The 19,443-nt window shown below is 43.8% G+C and carries 18 protein-coding genes and 1 pseudogene; 16 read left to right on the top strand and 3 right to left on the bottom strand.

Annotated features, from left to right (window positions below):
* Positions 1-12: 12 nt before the first annotated feature.
* The 12 genes and pseudogenes from paaB to JMX96_RS13745 form a co-directional block, all read left to right on the top strand.
* Entirely contained in the window at positions 13-303 is a 291-nt protein-coding gene (gene paaB, locus JMX96_RS10930; protein ID WP_201569030.1) for a 1,2-phenylacetyl-CoA epoxidase subunit PaaB, read from the top strand.
* Between the two features lie 15 nt (positions 304-318).
* Positions 319-1,074, top strand: coding sequence for a 1,2-phenylacetyl-CoA epoxidase subunit PaaC (gene paaC, locus JMX96_RS10925; RefSeq protein WP_201569029.1), 756 nt, complete (start codon positions 319-321; stop codon positions 1,072-1,074).
* A gap of 24 nt (positions 1,075-1,098) precedes the next feature.
* A complete protein-coding gene (paaD, locus tag JMX96_RS10920) occupies positions 1,099-1,599 on the top strand; it encodes a 1,2-phenylacetyl-CoA epoxidase subunit PaaD (protein WP_201569028.1) in 501 nt (166 codons plus the stop codon).
* A 72-nt stretch (positions 1,600-1,671) separates the two neighbouring features.
* The gene (gene paaE / locus JMX96_RS10915) at positions 1,672-2,730 is read left to right on the top strand and encodes a 1,2-phenylacetyl-CoA epoxidase subunit PaaE (RefSeq protein ID WP_201569027.1); all 1,059 of its coding nucleotides are present in this window, start codon (positions 1,672-1,674) and stop codon (positions 2,728-2,730) included.
* Positions 2,731-2,826: 96 nt separating this feature from the next.
* Complete coding sequence (locus JMX96_RS10910; protein ID WP_201569026.1) at positions 2,827-3,597, top strand: enoyl-CoA hydratase-related protein; 771 nt, start codon at positions 2,827-2,829, stop codon at positions 3,595-3,597.
* Positions 3,597-4,388, top strand: a complete 792-nt coding sequence (gene paaG / locus JMX96_RS10905; protein WP_201569025.1) for a 2-(1,2-epoxy-1,2-dihydrophenyl)acetyl-CoA isomerase PaaG — start codon at positions 3,597-3,599, stop codon at positions 4,386-4,388. The genes JMX96_RS10910 and paaG overlap by 1 nt, the downstream gene beginning before the upstream one ends.
* A gap of 2 nt (positions 4,389-4,390) precedes the next feature.
* Entirely contained in the window at positions 4,391-5,917 is a 1,527-nt protein-coding gene (locus JMX96_RS10900) for a 3-hydroxyacyl-CoA dehydrogenase (protein WP_201569024.1), read from the top strand.
* Between the two features lie 30 nt (positions 5,918-5,947).
* Complete coding sequence (gene pcaF / locus JMX96_RS10895) at positions 5,948-7,153, top strand: 3-oxoadipyl-CoA thiolase (protein ID WP_201569023.1); 1,206 nt, start codon at positions 5,948-5,950, stop codon at positions 7,151-7,153.
* 65 nt (positions 7,154-7,218) lie between these two features.
* Positions 7,219-8,520 carry a phenylacetate--CoA ligase PaaK gene (paaK, locus tag JMX96_RS10890; RefSeq protein ID WP_201569022.1) on the top strand — a complete coding sequence of 434 codons (1,302 nt, stop codon included), beginning with the start codon at positions 7,219-7,221 and terminating at the stop codon, positions 8,518-8,520.
* A 67-nt stretch (positions 8,521-8,587) separates the two neighbouring features.
* A complete protein-coding gene (locus JMX96_RS10885; RefSeq protein WP_201569021.1) occupies positions 8,588-9,523 on the top strand; it encodes a PaaX family transcriptional regulator C-terminal domain-containing protein in 936 nt (311 codons plus the stop codon).
* 51 nt (positions 9,524-9,574) lie between these two features.
* Positions 9,575-10,174, top strand: coding sequence for a gamma carbonic anhydrase family protein (locus JMX96_RS10880; RefSeq protein ID WP_201569020.1), 600 nt, complete (start codon positions 9,575-9,577; stop codon positions 10,172-10,174).
* A gap of 240 nt (positions 10,175-10,414) precedes the next feature.
* A pseudogene (locus JMX96_RS13745) lies at positions 10,415-10,654 on the top strand (hypothetical protein); the annotation flags it as partial.
* Positions 10,655-11,173: 519 nt separating this feature from the next.
* Here the strand turns inward: JMX96_RS13745 and JMX96_RS10870 are convergent.
* The 3 genes from JMX96_RS10870 to JMX96_RS10860 form a co-directional block, all read right to left on the bottom strand.
* Complete coding sequence (locus JMX96_RS10870) at positions 11,174-12,319, bottom strand: NAD(P)-dependent alcohol dehydrogenase (protein WP_227677029.1); 1,146 nt, start codon at positions 12,317-12,319, stop codon at positions 11,174-11,176.
* Positions 12,320-12,487: 168 nt separating this feature from the next.
* A complete protein-coding gene (gene dctP / locus JMX96_RS10865) occupies positions 12,488-13,534 on the bottom strand; it encodes a TRAP transporter substrate-binding protein (RefSeq protein WP_201569119.1) in 1,047 nt (348 codons plus the stop codon).
* 95 nt (positions 13,535-13,629) lie between these two features.
* Entirely contained in the window at positions 13,630-14,994 is a 1,365-nt protein-coding gene (locus tag JMX96_RS10860; protein WP_201569018.1) for a lyase family protein, read from the bottom strand.
* Positions 14,995-15,018: 24 nt separating this feature from the next.
* On the opposite strand from JMX96_RS10860, the gene JMX96_RS10855 reads away from it, so the two are divergent.
* The 4 genes from JMX96_RS10855 (at position 15,019) to JMX96_RS10840 (ending at position 19,269) form a co-directional block, all read left to right on the top strand.
* Positions 15,019-15,816, top strand: a complete 798-nt coding sequence (locus JMX96_RS10855; protein WP_227677028.1) for an IclR family transcriptional regulator C-terminal domain-containing protein — start codon at positions 15,019-15,021, stop codon at positions 15,814-15,816.
* 475 nt (positions 15,817-16,291) lie between these two features.
* Positions 16,292-17,350 (top strand): TRAP transporter substrate-binding protein, encoded by a 1,059-nt coding sequence (locus JMX96_RS10850; RefSeq protein WP_227677027.1) that lies wholly within the window; start codon positions 16,292-16,294, stop codon positions 17,348-17,350.
* 207 nt (positions 17,351-17,557) lie between these two features.
* Complete coding sequence (locus tag JMX96_RS10845; protein ID WP_201569017.1) at positions 17,558-18,475, top strand: TauD/TfdA dioxygenase family protein; 918 nt, start codon at positions 17,558-17,560, stop codon at positions 18,473-18,475.
* A 14-nt stretch (positions 18,476-18,489) separates the two neighbouring features.
* Entirely contained in the window at positions 18,490-19,269 is a 780-nt protein-coding gene (locus tag JMX96_RS10840; protein ID WP_201569016.1) for a class II aldolase/adducin family protein, read from the top strand.
* Positions 19,270-19,443 lie beyond the last annotated feature (174 nt).

Here is a 19,443-nt window from a genome sequence, read left to right as displayed (position 1 = left end):
GGAAAATTAGCCATGGAAAGCAAAAACAACTGGTCACTTTACGAAGTTTTTATCCGTAGCAAACAAGGTTTAAGTCATCGTCATGTTGGTAGCTTGCGCGCGCCAGATGATGAAATTGCTCTGCAAAACGCACGTGATGTCTACACTCGTCGTAATGAAGGTGTGAGCATTTGGATAGTGAAGTCAGAGCTGATTACCTCATCGCAACCTGAGGAAAAGCCAGAGTTTTTTGAGCCATCACTCGACAAGGTATATCGTCATCCTACCTTCTATCAAATTCCAGACGGTATTGAGCATATTTAAGATAGGAGATAATCGATGAATAACCAAGCGTTAACACAATTCTTACTTCATGTTGGTGATAGCCAATTGATTCTATCGCACCGATTGTCTGAATGGTGTGGACATGCCCCTGAGCTTGAGCTTGATATTGCTTTGTCCAATATCGGTTTAGACTTATTGGGTCAATCCCGTACGGTGCTGAGTCTAGCTGGACAAATCGAAGACTTGGGCCGTGATGAAGACAACTTGGCTTTTTTACGTACCGAACGTGAATATCGCAACCTATTGCTATGTGAACAGCCCAATGTAGATTTTGCCCAAACGATGGTACGTCAATGGTTGATGGATCATTACCATGTATTATTACTTGACGCGTTAAGCCAAAGCAGCCACGTAGATATTGCAGCCTTTGGTGTCAAGTCATTAAAAGAAGCAAAATATCACTTACGTTTCTCACATGCATGGATGGAACGCTTAAGCCTAGGCACCGATGAGGCACACCACAAAACGCAACAAGCGCTGAACAACCTATGGCGCTTTACTGCTGAATTGTTTGAACTCACCACTGACGAACAAGCCTTAGTTGATAATGGCGTCTTACCGAAACTCGATCTTCTAAAAGCTGAATGGTTAGCGCAGATTGAAAGTGGATTGGCACATTTGAACTTAACTTTGCCTGAGATTGGCGCATACCGCCGTGGTGCGAAGCAAGGCGCTCATACCGAACACTTGGGTTATATTTTGGCAGAATTACAGTACATGCAACGTACTTACCCAAATATGAATTGGTAAACATACACGACAAGGAGTCATAGTATGCGGTTAATTCCACAAGTCACAGATGCCTGTTGGAAAGCTCTTAATGAGGTTCATGATCCAGAAGTACCTGTTTTGACCGTGCTTGACTTAGGCATGATTCGGGGCGTTGATATCAACGCAGATAACGAAATTGTGGTGCGTTTAACACCAACCTATAGCGGCTGTCCAGCAACCGATATGCTAAAAGATGAGATTACCAATACGTTTACCGAACGTGGGCTGACCCCTGTAAAGGTGGTGATTGACTTGTCTGAAGCTTGGACGACCGACTGGATGAGTGAGGCAGGTAAGCAAAAGCTGCAAGAATATGGCATTGCACCGCCGCAAGGCGATTCACACAGCTGTGGTAGCCACGTGGCGCTAACTGATGGTGTGACCTGTCCTCATTGTCGCAGTCAAAAAACCCAACTGATTAGCGAATTTGGTTCAACTGCGTGCAAGGCGTTGTATAAGTGCCTCGATTGCCTTGAACCGTTTGATTATTTTAAATGCATCTAAGATAGGGGTAGTCGCGAGATCGCACGTGACAGTCAGCTCACTAACTAAGCAAAATGAAAGAAGGATTTTCGCATGAGTCAATTTTTGCCACTAACTATCAAGTCTATCCAGCCACAAACTGAGCAAGCGATTTGCATTGCATTTGACCTTGCTTCGGAAGATGCGGCAGCCTTTAAATACCAACCAGGTCAACATTTGACCATCCGTCACATGACAGATAATGGCGAAATCCGTCGTTGCTACTCAATCTGTAGTGATGTGCAAGAAGACATGAGCATTGCCATCAAGAAGATTGATCAAGGACAATTTTCTACTTGGGCAAACGAACATCTAAAAGTAGGCCATACTCTAGAAGTTATGCCACCCCAAGGAGTTTTCTTTCAAAAAGCTGCTAAAGCTGGTGGTCAAAACTATCTAAGCTTTGCTGCTGGTAGTGGTATTACCCCAATTTTATCTATCGTCAAAACGGTGTTAAGTACCCAACCAGATGCCAATTTTACCTTGATATACGGCAATCGGTCATGGAAACAAACCATGTTCTCTGAGCAAATCATGGACCTTAAAGACCGTTTTAAAACGCGCCTACAACTGGTTAATATTTTCTCACGTGAGATGAGTGACAGCGAGATCTTTAATGGCCGTATCGATGCGAACAAACTACAACAGTTGTTTGACGCCCGACTTATCAGTGCTGATGTTGACCACTGCTTTGCCTGTGGCCCAGAAGAAATGATGGAGGCCATTGAGACCGTATTGCCAAACCTTGGTATCGATCGCAACAACATCCATACCGAGCGTTTCCATACGGGGACTGTCAACAAACCAACTGCCCAGCAAATCGAAAAACGCAGCGAAGAACGCGTCAATATCATTTTGGACGGACGTGAACTGATCGTTGAAGTGTCAAAACAAGATGACAGCATCTTAGATGCGGCATTACGTGCGGGTGCTGACTTACCCTATGCCTGTAAAGGCGGTGTGTGTGCCACTTGTAAATGCAGAGTGATTGAAGGTGAGGTCGAAATGGCCGTTAACTATAGCCTTGAGCAAGAAGAGTTAGATAAGGGCTACGTACTCAGCTGCCAAGCATTACCTGTATCAGCCAACATACGATTGAGCTTTGACGCGTAATCGAGAGACGTTAACACCTTAGATATTTATCGTTTGTATATCCAAAGTAGGGTTTGGCAAAACCCCCTATTTCATTGTTTTTATTAGGATTCAGGGATGAATTACATTAAAACCTCCAGTCCAAAAGAAGGCGTTGCACTGATTGAGCTAAATCGCCCAGAAAAACGCAACGCCCTAAATAACGCCACTTTGCAAGAAATTGTCGAACGGCTTCAAGCCTATGACGCTGATACCGATATAAAAGCGGTCGTCATTACTGGCAATACTCAATGCTTCGCTGCGGGTGCCGATCTTAACGAACTTATTCAACTCGATACCGTTAGCTTACAAACTGATATTCGCCCAACCTTATGGAAGCGAATCGATGAATTTAGCAAGCCGCTATTAATCGCAGTTAATGGCTATGCACTCGGTGCCGGTTTTGAGCTGGTACTGCATGGTGACATCGTGGTCACGGGCGAAAACGCCCAATTTTCGCTGCCTGAAGTTGGCTTGGGCATGCTACCAGGGGCAGGGGGCACCCAGCGCCTCGCTCGCCTAGTGGGTCAGCAGCTTGCCATGCGTTGGGCGATGACAGGTGAGAGGATTAGTGCATTAAATGCACAACAACATGGAATTACCACCCAAGTCTGCCCAACTGATTTGACCGTACAATACACCCTTGATCTGGCGGCCAAAATCGCCAAGCAAGCCCCTTTGGCCATTCGCGCCATCAAACAGTCACTCAAAACCATCCACGAAGTGAACTTGAGCCAAGGACTTAAGCAAGAACGTCAGCTATTTGTTTGGCTTGCCGCCACCCAAGATCGCCAAGAAGGCATCCGTGCATTTTTAGAAAAACGTCAACCAATTTTTAGAGGTATGTAATGGACTATCAAACGATTCTCGTCGAAGAAAAAAATGCCGTCGGCTATCTTACTTTAAACCGCCCAAAACAGCTTAATAGCTTTAATGAAACCATGCACAAAGAAGTGGTCAGCGTGCTAAAAGCATGGTCAAAAGACAGTACTATTCGCGCTGTAGTGCTCTCTGCTGAAGGTCGCGGTTTTTGTGCAGGTCAAGATTTAGGCGATCGCGCAGTTGCCCCGAATGCTGATGCGCCAGATTTGGGCCTATCCATCGAGACTTACTACAATCCACTGATTAAGCTGATTACTGATATGCCAAAGCCTGTGATCTGTGCGGTGAATGGCGTGGCTGCCGGTGCCGGCGCGAACATCGCTTTGGCGTGTGACTTGGTATTGGCGGCCAAATCAGCCTCATTTATCCAAGCGTTTTGTCGTCTTGGGCTTGTACCTGATTCAGGCGGTACATGGTTCCTACCACGCGTTGTCGGCCACGCCCGCGCGATGGGCTTAGCCATGTTAGGCGATAAGCTATCTGCTGAACAAGCGATGGCATGGGGCATGATTTGGCAAGTGATCGAAGATGACGCGCTACGTAACGAAGCCAGTAAATTGGCCGAACACTTGGCCAGCCAACCGACCTATGGCCTCAGCCTCATTAAAAAAGCCATCAATGTATCCGCGGACAACAGCCTAGAAGATCAGCTAATCTTAGAGCGGGACTTGCAGCGACTTGCTGGTCGCTCAGCTGACTATAAAGAAGGTGTCCAAGCTTTTATGCAAAAACGCACCCCAATTTATCAAGGACGTTAATCATGGAAACGAGGGATTTATCAAACGCAACCATTGCCGTTATTGGGGCAGGCACGATGGGGATTGGCATTGCGCAGTTGGCCGCCATGCACGGTCACACGACCTATCTCTTTGATGTAGATGTTGCCAAAAGTCAAGCCGCCTTAGTGGGTCTGGAAAGTCAACTTGCCAAACGGGTCCAAAAAGGCAAGATGTCCCAAGTGCTATTTGATAGCACCCTAGAGAATTTATCTATTATTACAGATATTAATGAGATGGCAGCGGTGCAGTTAATCGTTGAGGCGATTGTTGAGCGTCAAGATATTAAACAGCAGATCTTTGTCCAATTGGCCGATATTTGTGCTAACGATACGATTTTTGCATCAAACACGTCATCAATATCGATTACAGCGATTGCATCAGCAGTACCAAACCCTGAGCGTGTAGTAGGCTTACACTTCTTTAATCCAGCCCCAGTGATGAAACTTGTTGAGATTGTTCGCGGTTTACAAACAGCGACTGAGATTACAGATGGCCTGTTTAACTTGATGAGTGCTTGGAAAAAGGTACCGGTAATCGCCAAGTCTACCCCAGGCTTTATCGTTAACCGTGTGGCGCGTCCATACTATGCTGAAGGCTTTCGCGCACTGCAAGAAAACGCGACCACACCTGCGCAGCTTGACTTTATCATGCGTGAATCAGGTCGTTTTGCCATGGGGCCATGCGAGCTAACAGACTTAATTGGCCAAGATATCAACTTCTCGGTGACGCAAAGCGTCTACCAGGCTTTCTTCTATGAGCCACGTTACCGCCCATCGTTGGTACAAAAAGAATTGGTCGATGCCGGGTGCTTTGGCCGTAAATCTGGCCAAGGATTCTATGACTATAGCCAAACGCCAGCAATCCCTGCCTATGCGTTACCCGCCGTTGAAGCAACCGATGCCGCGCTGCCTACCATTATTGTACGTGGTGATTGGTTTTATACCAAAGGTTTGGTTGAACGCTTACAAGCTGCTGATAGCCTCACAGTGACTCTTGAAGATGCAGACCAGAACAGTATCGAAATTGGTGATGTCAGCATTCGTTTATCACTGGGTGAATCCGTGGAGATTGACCATGGTGATGCCAAAGTCATGCTGATGGACTGGCATGCGGACTGGTCACAAGTCCGCGCTATTGTATTGGCTGCCTCGATGGCCTGTAATGATGATGAGCGTGAGCTGGTGACGCAAGCCTTTGCCCGACTTGACGTGCATGTTATTTGGTCTGCCGACCATCCTGGTCTATATGTTTTACGTACCATTGCTATGCTCATTAACGAAGGCTGTGAAGCAGTGTTACACAACATCGCCTCTGAAGCAGACATCGATGCGGCCATGAAGTACGGCGTAAATTACCCCAAAGGTCCGTTTGAATGGGCACAAATGCTTGGCTACGACACCGTGCTTAAGACGCTCAATAACTTACAACGTATTTATGGTGAAGAACGTTATCGTGCCAGCCTGTATTTGGTAAAAAAAGCCGTCACCTGTCACACGGCAAGCGCTTAAACTTATTGATTTATTGTAAGGGAAACTATAATGCAACAAGTATATATTTATGACGCTATTCGCACCCCAATCGGGCGCTATGCCGGTGGCTTAAGTAGTGTTCGTACGGACGATTTGGCAGCTTTGCCTATTCAACATCTAAAAGATCAAAACCCAAACTTGCCATGGGATAAAGTTGATGAAGTAATCATTGGCTGTGCTAACCAAGCCGGCGAAGACAACCGTAATGTAGCGCGTATGGCAACTTTACTTGCAGGCTTGCCTGATAACGTGCCTGCTATCACCGTTAATCGTCTCTGTGCTTCTGGTATGGACTCGATTGGCATCGCCTCACGTTTGGTAAAAACGGGTGAGGCCGAGTTTGTATTGGCTGGTGGTGTCGAGAGCATGAGCCGCGCACCCTATGTACAATCGAAACCGACCAGTGCCTTTCACCGCGCACCAGAAATTTTTGACACCTCCATCGGTTGGCGCTTCATTAACCCATTAATGAAGGCCGCGTATGGTGTTGATAGCATGCCAGAAACTGCTGAAAACGTGGCTGAGAAATATCAAATCAGCCGCGAAGACCAAGATCTATTCGCGCTACGCAGCCAACAGAAAACGGCCGCTGCCCAACAGGCGGGTCTCTTTAACGAAGAGATATTACCAGTTGAAGTCAAAACGAAAAAAGGCAGCGTGATTGTTGATCAAGACGAACACCCACGTGCAGATGCTAGTTTAGAAGCCCTTGCGAGTCTCAAAACCCCATTTCGCAAGGAGGGCGGTTCAGTGACTGCGGGTAACGCATCAGGCATCAATGACGGTGCTGCTTGTGTGCTAATGGGTAGCAAACGCTTTGGTCAAGCACACAATCTAACGCCGCAAGCGCGTATTGTTGGTATGGCGAGTGCTGGTGTCGAGCCACGCTATATGGGTATTGGCCCTGTGCCTGCAGTATTAAAAGTACTTGAGCAAACCGGACTAACATTAAGCCAGATGGATGTTATCGAGCTCAACGAAGCATTCGCCGCGCAATCCCTTGCCGTAATTCGCGAACTGGGTCTTACCGATGATGACGTACGTATCAATCCAAATGGTGGAGCCATTGCGCTAGGTCATCCTCTAGGAATGAGTGGTACACGTTTGGCCATCACCGCAATGAAAGAATTAAAACGTTGTAACGGTAAGTATGCGTTATGCACCATGTGTGTGGGTGTGGGTCAAGGTGTGGCAATGGTGATAGAAAACGTCTAATCACGGCTTTAACAGAGCTTTTTAATTGGAAATGTAGTCAGGATGACTACGAAAAGGAGTTTTACATGAATCATAACGTTATGGAACACATCGAAACCGCATCAGTAGACGAATTGCGTAGCGTACAGTTGAAACGTTTGAAAGAAACACTCAAACACGCATACGAAAACAACCCTGTTTATAAGAAGAAATTTGACCAAGTCGGTGTCCACCCCGAAGACTGTCAATCATTAGAAGATTTAGCCAAATTCCCATTCACCACCAAATCAGATTTGCGCGACAATTACCCGTTCGGTATGTTTAGCGTCCCACGTGAACAGATCGTCCGTGTTCATGCATCATCAGGTACTACTGGCCAACCTACCGTTGTCGGTTATACCAAGCAAGATATCGTGACTTGGTCGGATGTTGTAGCACGCTCACTGCGTGCGGCTGGTCTTACTAGCAAAGATACCATCCAAGTATCATACGGTTATGGCCTATTCACTGGTGGTTTGGGAGCGCACTATGGTGTTGAACGATTAGGTGCAACGGTTATCCCAATGTCAGGTGGCCAAACTGATCGCCAAGCCCAGCTAATCCATGACTTTGAACCAACCGCATTAATGGTTACCCCTTCTTATTGCTTGAACATTATTGAAGCATTAGAGAAAAAATTTGGTACAGCCAAAGACTGCTCTGTCAAAACCGGTATTTTTGGGGCTGAACCGTGGACGAATGCCATGCGCCAAGAAATCGAAACGCGTTTAGGTATTGATGCGCTAGATATATACGGCCTGTCAGAAGTCATGGGCCCAGGTGTCGCCATGGAATGCTTAGAATCTAAAGACGGCGCAACCATTTGGGAAGACCATTTTTACCCAGAAATCATCAACCCTGAGACCGGGGAAGTACTACCAGACGGCGAGCTGGGCGAATTAGTGTTTACCACCATTACTAAAGAGGGTATGCCTATCATTCGCTACCGTACCCGAGATCTGACCCGCTTATTACCAGGCTCTGTACGAACGATGCGTCGTATGGAAAAGATTGTTGGCCGTAGTGATGATATGCTGATCATTCGTGGCGTTAATGTATTTCCCTCGCAGATCGAAGAACAGATTTTACAAGTACCAAAATTACTGCCAAACTATCAGATCCATATCCTCAAGCACGGTCACTTAGACACCCTATGTATCCATGTTGAGTCACGTAGTGATGCCAGTGGTATCGAAGTGATGCAGTTGGCCAATAAACTTAAACAAAAAATAAAAACCATGGTGGGTATCAGCGTTCATGTAGAAGTCTCACCACAAGGTATGTTACCTCGTTCTGAAGGTAAAGCTCAACGTGTTGTTGACCTACGCAATGCCGCTGTACCTGCCTAATGCAATTAACCCCGCACGATAGTCCCTTGGATATTATCGCGTGCCTTTTAGACGACGAATAAATGATATGAATGCTAAATTAAAACAATGTATTGATGAGCTTACCTGTGAAGACGTATTAAGTGGCACCTCGTTAATTATGTCAATCTTTGGTGATTGTATCTTTCAACGAGGAGGGGTTATTAGTTTAGCCAGTCTAATTCAACTCATGGATGTGTTCGGTTTTAACGAACGCTCGGTGCGTACTGCGGTGTTTCGCTTAGTGCAAAATGATTGGTTAAGCTCCGAAAAAATCGGGCGTACCAGTTACTACCGCATTACCGAAGTCAGCCGTGAACGCTTTGCTGCCGCCCATGAAAAAATTTATGGTTTAAATCAGGGTGAGTGGGATCAAAAATGGGACTTGGTGTTATTAAGCTCGGTTGATCTTGGAAACAAAACCCTCCTCAAAAAAGAATTGGAGTGGTTAGGGTTTGCCAATATTACCACCAATCTCATGGCCTATCCGAGCTGTGATGAACTGCAGCTGCAAAACTTACTATTTAATCTCAATATGACCGAAGAAGTTGTAGTGTTTCGTGCCGAAGCCTTGCAATTGTGGCAAGAGTCATACCCAACACTCAAGCGTATGATTGAGGTTAACTGGCCCATCGAGCAGCTGCATCAACGCTATGATAAATTTATTAACGACTTTCGTAATGTTTTGAGCCTCATCGAAGATGGTGAGTTTAATCAGCTACAAGCGTTTCAAATTCGTATTCTACTGATTCACCAGTACCGACGTATCTTATTAAAAGATCCGAATTTACCTCTAGAACTATTGCCATCGGATTGGCTGGCACTGACCGCGCGTAATTTGACCAGTAATGTGTACCAAATGATTATTAGTTCGTCAGAAGAGTTTTTTCTTAACATTGCCCGCACTGCTGAGGGAACCATGCCGCCAGCACGGCCACAGTTTTATAAACGCTTTGGTGGGTTAAAGTTTGCTGAAGGAACTTAAGCGAATGATGACTTTAAACTTTTTTTGACATTTCTTGATAAGGAAACGACTATGCCTTGCTATGCCATTGACGGTGTAATACCGGTTATTAGCCCAGATGCTTATGTTCATCCAACTGCCGTGATCATTGGCGATGTTGTAATTGAAGCAGGTGTGTATGTTGGTCCACTTGCGTCATTACGTGCTGATTTCGGTGGTATTCGTGTCAAAAAAAACGCCAATATACAAGATAATTGCATTATACATGGCTTTCCCAACCATGTAGTAGTGGTTGAAGAGTATGGACATATTGGACATGCAGCCATTCTACACGGCTGCATTGTGAGAAAGAATGCACTAGTCGGAATGAATAGTGTCATTTTAGATTTAGCAGAAGTAGGTGAAAATAGCATTATTGGTGCTAATAGTACCGTTAAAGCGAAGATGATCATTCCGCCAAATGTCATGGCATTAGGCAGCCCTACAAAAGTGATAAGAGAACTTGAAGAAAAGGAGTTGGCTTGGAAAGCTCATGGTACTCAGCAATATATAGATCTTACCAAACGTTGTTTGCACTCTTTAAAGGAAGTTGAGCCTTTAACCATGGATGCAGGCGAGCGGTTAACACATAAGCAATTTAATGCCCAACATCATATCAAATCAGAACTTTGATAACAAAGGCCATCATAGCTTGTGAACAAACCCCAATATTGACAACCTCACCTAAAAATATTAAAGGTCTGAGAGGTCTATATGTCATATGCAGCCTATCTTTAAGGGCTTTGAATATTTCAGTCTCTCAAATAGCTCATGTAATATCGATATATTGGCTACGATAAAAGTACTGCTATCGTTACCTGAAAGAATTTGTTTTAGCAACAGATAGCGGCTCTGTGTTCGAACTAATTTCGCAGCAATGCTGAGTACCAGTTGGTCGATGAGCGTATCGTTGGGCACACGCTAGCTTCTTTATCATTTGTTGAGGCGGCTGCATTACTACTCGCTATTATCACTGCTTGGGAGATGCTGTTTAACCACTTGCAGGTACCTGTTTCTGAAAACGTTGAGGGCGCTGCAAGTGACAATAGTGCTGATGCAAATACAAATACTTTATCAGTACTGGTCATTGGCGCAGAAGGCGGCGTGGGTTCAAACCCCAATATTAACAATATCACCTAAGTAAAAAACCAAATTAAAAAAGGTTACCAAAGCTATATTTGGTATAGCGTTGACAACCTTTCTTTTGTATTTTTAATATCTAAAGATAAGTTTATACGTTCATTATAATCAGATTTTCAGTCCCTCGATAGTGAGGTCATCATCACCTAAGCAGTTATGTTCTGGCTCGTACATTGCTGTCGCTGAGAAACAGATAAAAAATACAAATATTTAGTGTAGGGGTAGGTTTTTAATCAACTGTCTGAGCAAGCCGATGATGAATAGACCGTGTTAGGTGCAGCTATAGCTTTCCAAGCCTAAATAGCACGTTTTACCGTACCTTGTCCTATATAAAGTAAATATACTTCACCAACATGAATAACTGAACCAGCTCACTAAGAACTAGTTATTGGCTCATCTATCCCAAGTTTAATTCAAGTGTTCTGGAATGAACAACATTGTTATGGAGTAAAAGCGTTTAAATCATAAAAAAAGACTATCTAATCTGTTTCATCAACTTGTAGTAAAAATATCATCTGACTGCATTCTAACGATAGGCTTAAGAGTGATGCCTTTCTCACTATCTTCTGCTGCCTGATTAATGTCTTTGAGCTCATAAAATGTTACTAACTGATCAAATGGAAATTTGCCCGCCATATAGAGATCTACTAGAACTGGTATTAAAATACTGGGAACACTGTCACCTTCAACCACACCAATAAGTTTTTTACAGTTTTGCATTATATCTGTCAAATCTAGTGCCGCTGTGGTGCCTGGCTTAGATGCTCCAACAAGTGCACCAATACCTCGTGGACATAAAGACACCATCATGTCTGATACAAGTTTACCAATACCAGTAGAATCCATTGCAAACTGTGCGCCGCCACCTGTAATTTCTTGAATACGATCGATGGTGTCTTCTTCTTGACTGTTAATGATATGGGTTGCTCCCAATTTAAGTGCCAACTCCAAGCGTGAGGGGACAATATCGATTGAAATGATGGTTGTTGCGCCTATGGCCGCGGCTGCCATAATGGCTGATAGACCTACAGCACCACCGCCCCAGGCCACAAAGCTAGAACCAGGAGTCACTTTGAGCGCGTTCATCACAGTACCAGCACCAGTTTGTATGCCGCAGCCTAACGGACCAAGTAGTTCCAGTGGTGCATCTTTACGCACTTTAATGACATTACGAGCATTTGCCACGGCATACTCACCAAATGATGACTGTCCAAAAAAACGATCATTTAGCTCAGTATCATCGTCTGCGATCAAGGCGTGCGATCCATCATTCCTTTGACCAGAAAAGTTATACTGATTGAAGTTTTCACAATAAGCAGGATGACCTTCGTAGCAAGCTGTGCATTTATTGCAATTTAAAAAGGTCATGACCACATGATCGCCTGGCTCGATATTTGTGACTGCGTCACCGACATATTCAATGACGCCAGAACCTTCATGACCTAGAACTATTGGATGCGGAACTGGAAAAACTTGATCACGTGCGACCATATCAGTATGACACATACCTGTTGCCACTACGCGTACCAGCACCTCATCGTCTCTGATAGAAGTGGATTTAACTTGCTCAATTTGGAACTGTCCTGCTTGCTGGCGAATTACTGCTGCCATATAAGAGTCAGGTAACTGATATGTCATGATCATTCCTTTTGTATGCCGATTAAGATGAGAGTACCTTATATTTAACTATTTTGAATAATATTCAGAGACCCTAATAGGGTGACTCTAGTTAGATTACTCATACAAAGCGTTAAACATCTGGCGCTAGATATGGGATGCTAAACACAAAAAAATAACTACAGGTCACTAAACCTTACAAGCCGCACTAGCTTCTTTGGCTTTTTCATAGACAGCCTGAGGGTCTAGACCTAATGCTGCGACATCGTTTAGGTATTTTTTAGTACCCGCTTCTAATGGGCCTTTCCATTGTGGGTCATTTAATGGATCAGGAATGTCTATTATAGTGTCGCCTTTTGCCTTGGCTTCAGCCATGAATTTTGCGTCCTCTGCATCAAAGACTTTACCTGCCATCGCAGCCATGACTTTGCCAGAGTTATCATCAATGACCTTTTTGAGATCGTCAGGAAGGCTCTCGTATTTATCTTTATTCATGGTGACCATGATGGCAGAGCTGTAAAAAGGAATATTGGTATGAGTATTGGTCAGCTCAATCAGTCTAAAAGAGCCTGTCGCATCCCACGGCAGACTTAACCCATCCAAAACACCACGTTGAAGAGATGTATAGATATCAGTGGCAGGTAGACCTACTGGTGTACCGCCTGCAGATTCAATAATATCTCCAGCAATCGCTGATGGGCGACGCATACGCAACCCTTTTAGGTCATCTGGTGTACGGATGGCTTTATCAATAGTATGCATCCCGCCAGGACCAGTACCCATCATAAATAACAAATGAGTGTCTTCGTATTCACTCGATATCACCCCGTCATCATGTAGAGTCTGTAGCATGCAGTTCATCTGAGTCGCTGAGTTGGAAAGACCTGGCAGTTCTGCCACTTGGGTCAAGGGAAAGCGGCCATTGGTATATCCTTGTAGCTGAGAGCCTATATCGACGGTACCTTTGGCAGTCGCATCGTAAGTAGCATCCGGTTTGCTAAGAGTTGCTGAAGGATATATTTCAACTTTGATACGGCCTCCAGATTCCTCTTCGACTTTTTTGGACCAAGGCTCAAAGATTTCCGAATGAGTGGCTGCCGTTGCTGGCCAAAAATGTGAAAAACGTAATGTGGTGACTTCTTTAGTACTCGCCGTTGCGGTTTCGTTCGACTGCGAGCAGCCAGTCAATCCAATCATAGCGGCTAACGTCAAACTAAGGGGCAGTATCTTTCGCATCATAAAATCCTTTTTCGATGTTTTGTTCTAAATAAGAACTTTTGTTCGTATAGTGAATTAAAAATACCTTGTTTTTACTTTTCTGTCAATCTGCTTTATTGCTTGTAGAACCCAATTTCTGAAGTGATATCTTCAATAACTTGTAATATAGTTTGACATTGTCTTTGCGCTGCACCGCAGTAGGTCAAAGGCGATAAAACTGTTTTGAGCGCATCATGATTGCTCAAACCTATAGATTGCTCTGATAGCAAAGCCAAAAAGGTAGTTGTAAACCCTTGATGCTGACTGTGGGCTTGTTGGCTAGCTTGATTAATTAACGGATAGATTTTGTCTTTGTCTGCCTCAAAATATCTTTCTAGGCCTTTGATTAAATAGGCATCGCTATTTAAATCAAGGTTGGCCGCCATACGCTCAGGGTAGACTTGTAGTCCCTGCAATAGTGTCTTCAAATACGATACAGCACCTGCCATCAAAGCTGTGCCCTCAGTCAAAGGAACCCAGCTAGCATGCCACTGTCCTAATGCGCGCTCAAAAGGCTGGGCTGTGCTATTGCTAATCACACTCATATGTCCATGCATTCGCAACGTGGCTGTTTTGATCAAAGCGCATAGGACAGGGTTGCGCTTGTGCGGCATCGATGAGGAGCCACCCATTCCCTCGATGGACGGTTCAGCAACTTCACCCAGCTCAGATTGAGACATCAAAGCAATGTCCTCGACGATATTTTCTAGTGCCCCAGCACAGGCATCTAATGTAGAAGCAATGGTATGAATAGGTTGTCTGTTGGTGTGCCAAGGGAGTAGAGGAGCTGATAGGCCCAGTGACTCCGCTACCTGCTGCGGCAGACTATGATGTTCGTTTTCTTCATTACTTACGCCAACAGGACCACCCCATTGTAAGTAAAATCCTGACTGCTCTAATTGTGCTAAGTTAGGTATGATGGCTATCAATGAAGCTGCCCATTGGGATACTTTGGTGCCAAAAGTGATAGGTAGCGCCTGTTGCAGTAGCGTTCGGCCTGCCATCGGCGTTACACGATGTGTTTGAATCAGTACCTCACAAGCTTCCAATACCTCAATCAAATCTTGATAAATGCGTTTAAATGACGGTTTGAGCATCATCATCATTGCGGTATCAATCACATCCTGACTGGTCAGTGTTTGATGAAAGAACGGTTTTATATCGGCTGGAAGTAAAGACTTTGCTTGTGACACGAAAGGAATAGCAGCGTTACCGCCCAAATACGTTTGTTTTCCAATGGCGTCAATATCAAACAATTCTAAGGCTAACGCTTGCCGGGATTGTTGAAAGTTGTTTTTTGGGATAAGCTGATTTTTCTCTCGAACTTCTAGCACGGTTAACTCAAAATCTAACATGGCTTGAACGAAAGCCCGATCAGAAAACGAATTGGCAACATCAGAATGTACAAAAGGCTGATTGATTAATCGATTGATTTTCATTTAGAATCCCTAACTTTGATAAGTATGAATAATATATCTATGAAACAAGATAAGAAAATACCCTTTGATAGTCCAGATTTCGTGACGTCTCTCGCAGGTGGACTAAGTGTTCTGCGAGCGTTTGATGACAACCATTCGACGATGACGCTGAGTGAAGTTGCCGAATGTACCAATATGGACAGAGCAAAAGCGCGGCGCTATCTGCTGACGCTGCATGCGTTAGGCTATGTTCATAAGGATAAGCGCCAATTCAAACTCTCTCCCAAAACGCTCAGTATTGGCTCGAGCTATCTAAGTAGTGCGCATCATCACGACATCGTGCAGTTCTATCTCGAACGTGTGACCGAAAAAACGGGTGAATCTTGTTCCTTTGCCGTACTAGATGATGATGAAGTGGTTTATATCGCACGGTCTGCTGCAAAGCATCGCCTGCTATCTATTTCGCTCTCTATCGGTACTCGGCTTCCTGTCGCTTACACCTCTATGGGCCGTGCTATCTTGGCTAACCTGCCCGAAGATGAGCGTGAAGATTATGTCGACAAAATCGAGCTAAACGCGTATACACCCTTTAGTATCATTGATCGTGAACAATTCAAAAACATGTTAAGTGCCGCTCATGACGAGCAATACGTGGTTGTCGATCAAGAGCTTGATACTGGGCTGCGATCCCTTGCACTGCCTGTTTATAAATCAAATGATGAACTCATCGGTGCTATCAATATCAGTACCAATGCCATGCGCGTGTCAAAAGAGACGCTTATTAAAGAGTTTTTGCCCATATTGCGTGATTGCGCTGAAAAAATCCAAACGTATTATATCTAGTCAGCCGAGCTAAATGTTGCCACCTGTCTGAGTTTATACGACATTGTGAGTAGATAGAAATCACGATTGAATGGGCATCATGAAAAGGTTTCCAATGCTTTATATAAAATTGCATTGGAAACCTTTTTTTTGTCTTTTAGTAAACCTAAGCAGCCAAGAGTTAGGATTAAAATGACTGTTTCCTCACTCAAAACAATTGTATTTTCTAAAAGATAAATTATTGACAGCATGGTAAAAGGACAGTATATTGAAGTTCATAATATGAACATTAATTCTAATAAAGAACAAATAATATCATATTTATCAAGAAAATTGAGATAATTATTTGCTGCCATCTGCCTTTTTACTTTAAAAGGACAGGTTACCTTTAATAGATTCATAATATATTACTGCAGCGCCAAGGATGGTAGAGCAGTTGGCATTGACCGCCTTCAAGCTGACTCATGTATTGTTTATATACAAGGAAAGTATACAAATGAAAATCAAAGACAATGTCAAAATGAAGAGCATGTCCGTACTGATAGCCTTGGCATTAGGCATGGTAGGGTGTTCTAGTCAATCAAATGAGCAAAGCTCTGAAACTGAAACCACCGTTTTAAGATTCTCACACTTTTGGCCTGCAACCTCTGCGATGCATGTTGAAGTCTTTGAGCCATGGGCAAAAAAAATTGAGACGGAATCTAATGGCCAGTTAAAGGTTGAGATTTATCCATCAGCAACGCTGAGCAAGCCAGACGTGATGTATGATTCTGCTGCTAAAGGCGTCATTGATATTGGCTCTCAGGCACACGGCTACAGTGCTGGTCGTTTTCCACTCACACAGATTGCTGAGCTTCCCGGCCTTTCAAATTCTGCCACCCAAATGGGCTGCATTCTACAAACACTTTATGACGATGGCACTATCGCCAATGAATATGAAGATACGCATTTGTTACTTCTCATGGGCGCAGGACCGGCTGCAATTCATACGGTTGGTGAACCCATCCGTGTTCCTTCTGATATGAAGGGCTTGCGTATTCGTCGACCATCAGCCATTGCAGGCGATATCATTGAAGCCACTGGCGGCACACCAGTGGGTCTTCCAGCTAATGATATCTACACCTCATTACAGCGTGGCGTGATTGATGGCCTCAGCTTTCCTTGGCAGCCAACGGGTGACTTTAGACTGGTCGAGTTAACTAAAGCACACACCAACATACCTTTTTATAATTCAGCATTGCTCGTGACCATGAACAAAAATAAATATGAGAATTTACCTGATGACCTTAAAAAAGTCCTAGATGACAATTCAGGAAGAGTGATGTCTGATTTGGTAGGCGAAGTAACAGATAGAGAAGATGCTAAATATATGGCAGAAGCGCGTGCTGCTGGACATATCATGGTTGACATTCCTGATCCGCTCAATAATCCTGATTGGAAAGGACCTTTGTTGCAAGGCACTCAGAAATATCTGAGTGATGTTAAAGCATTAGGTTTAGATGCTGATGGTATCTACGAAAAGGTACAAACGGTCAGTGCAGGCTGTAAAGCTTAAACAATGTCAGGTAGTCCTCATGTATACAGTCAACATTATTGTAGATAATCATAATGATTGTCCAATATGTAGCCTTTTACTAGCTGTAAGCGGTGAGCCTAAGCGTGACTTTCAAGATTGACAAGGGATTATCTCTAAAAAAGTATTTTTTGGTCTCCTATTCGACAGTTGATAAAAATCAACAAAAAATTTTAAAGGATTAAAATTATGAAGAGTATTACACATCCAACCGGACTGTTTGACAATGGCGCAAAAGACTATAAGCATATTACCGCTATTCCTTTAGCGGCAGCTATGGGAGCAGAGATACAAGGCGTAGATCTCAGTAATGTGAGCGACTACGCTTTTGCTGAGATCGAAGCGGCCTTGTATAGGCATAAGCTTATCTTCTTTAGGGAGCAAGATATCTCTTTTACGGATCATGAAAATATAACGCTCAGATTTGGTGATTTTGGAACAGATGCCTATACCAAAGGTGTAGAGGGGCATAAGAACATCCAGCCGGTCATCAAAGAAGCAACTGTTGAAACAAAAATGGTGTTTGGCAGTGGCTGGCACACAGATTCCGCTTTTTTAGACTGCCCGCCTGCAATCGCGATCAACTATGGTAAAGATATGCCTCCATATGGCGGTGATACCTTATTTGCAAACTCTGTACTCGCATACAATAGCTTAAGTCCAGCAATGAAAGAGATGATAGCCCCTCTTAAAGTGTGGATGAGTGCTAAACACGTTGTGAGCTCTATGCAAGCTGAAAAACAATCACAGCAAAGAAAATCTGGTGAATTAGGTAGTTTAGAGCTTGATGTCGATACACAAAAAATGATTGAAGGATCTTATCATCCGCTGGTTAGAACACATCCTGTATCGGGCGAAAAATCACTGTATGTAGACAAAACCTATGCCTGCGGTATCGAAGGTATGACAGAAGAAGAGTCACGTCCTCTACTGGATTTCTTAGCAGGTTTTGTGACCCAAGAGTCTTTTGTTTGCAGACTTAAGTGGTATAACAATACGGTTATCATGTGGGATAACCGAATCTGCTTGCATCAGGCGTTTAATGACTATGATGGTTACAGAAGAGAGATGTATCGGGCAGTCGTCATGGGCGAAAAACCAGAATAAAAAAGGATGGCTTAATGAAAGATATTTTTGAATCAATAGTAACGCCGCCTGGCTATAGTGAACATGAGTGGCAGGCGAGAATTGAGCTGGCATTATGCTATAGAATGGTTGACTACTATGGCTGGACCACACAAGTTTATAACCATATCTCATATCGAATTCCGGGTACAGATCATTTACTGATTAATGCATTCGGGCTTTTATATAGCGAAATCACCCCCTCAAATCTGGTAAAAATAGATTTTGATGGTAATAAACTTGATGACTCACCGTTTCCGATCAATAAAGCGGGCAACGTCATTCATACTGCCATCCATAAAGGTCGCCCTGATATTCACTGTGTGATGCACACTCACAATACAGATTTACAGGCAGTTAGTGCTTTGGAGTGTGGTTTTATACCTTTATTCCAGGAAGCGTATATGTTCCATGACCGTATTGGTTATCATCCTTTTGAAGGCATTGTATTGGATGCAACAGAACAAGAGCGACTTGTTGAGTCAATTGGTATTGACAATCACACGCTCATGCTCAACAACCACGGTGTTATTACCACTGGCCCTGATGTGTCATGGGCATTCATGCGAATGTACCAAATTATACAAGGCTGTGAGGTTCAGCTAAAAGCAATGGCTTCTGGTGGTAAATTACTTCAAGCCAGTGATGAAGCAATGATTAAAACCAGAGAGCAGTTCGAGGGCGGTGAGGCGCAAGCTGGTGCCCAAGTTAGGCTACCTGAATGGCCAGCATACTATCGGTTGATGAATCGGATTGATCCTAACTGGATAAGATAAACTACTTGTTCTTCCTGATGTTTTGTCAGTTTGCTTACATAGATTAGTAGAATTTTTAGCAATGAAAACCCACGAATTAGCGTGGGTTTTTTATTTTGGAAAAAAAGCAAATCTTGTTGACAAAAGCCAATAAAACGTATAGTTTAATTCACTATACGAACAATAATTCTAATT

It is taken from the genome of Psychrobacter sp. JCM 18900, assembly GCF_904846625.1.
GTDB lineage: Bacteria > Pseudomonadota > Gammaproteobacteria > Pseudomonadales > Moraxellaceae > Psychrobacter.
The sequence above is the reverse complement of the archived record's forward strand: the minus strand, read 5'-3'. Positions and strand labels throughout refer to the sequence as shown.